This is a genomic window from Chryseobacterium sp. 2TAF14, from assembly GCF_052115105.1.
Classification (GTDB): Bacteria; Bacteroidota; Bacteroidia; order Flavobacteriales; family Weeksellaceae; genus Chryseobacterium.
Genome location: NZ_JBFRGA010000351.1, coordinates 1 through 605, shown reverse-complemented (window position 1 = coordinate 605; position 605 = coordinate 1). Strand labels below are relative to the sequence as shown.

Sequence of the window (605 nt, the reverse complement as noted above, 5' to 3'; positions counted from 1 at the left end):
CTCAGCCAACAGCAATGAGTGCAACAGTTTCACAGACTAATATTTCATGTAACGGCGGATCAAACGGATCAGCAGGAATTGTAGTAACAGGCGGAACAGCACCATATACCTATGCATGGTCACCTTCTGGAGGAACCGCAGCAACAGCTACCGGTTTAGCGGCAGGATCTTATACAGTATTAGTAACTGATGCTAATGGATGTACRATTTCAAGAACAGTAACRATCACTCAGCCTGCRACMGCAGTTTCAGGRACGACAGTGGTTACGAATATTGCATGTAACGGAGCTTCAAACGGATCAATTAATTTAACTCCATCAGGAGGAACAGCACCATATACCTTCAACTGGGGTGGTGGAATCACTACAGAAGAYCGYACMRRTTTATCAGCAGGAACGTACACTGTAACGATTACTGATGCTAACGGATGTACAGGAACTGTAAATGTTACAGTAACTCAGCCAACAGCAATGAGTGCAACAGTTTCACAGACTAATATTTCATGTAACGGCGGATCAAACGGATCAGCAGGAATTGTAGTAACAGGCGGAACAGCACCATATACCTATGCATGGTCWCCWTCTGGAGGAACCTTCTGGAGGAAC

General features: G+C 44.9%; 1 protein-coding gene. It reads left to right on the top strand.

What is annotated here, in order from left to right:
- Positions 1 to 14 precede the first annotated feature (14 nt).
- On the top strand, positions 15 to 605 hold a 591-nt coding region (locus AB4Y90_RS18130; RefSeq protein WP_441558953.1), incomplete at its 3' end, for a SprB repeat-containing protein.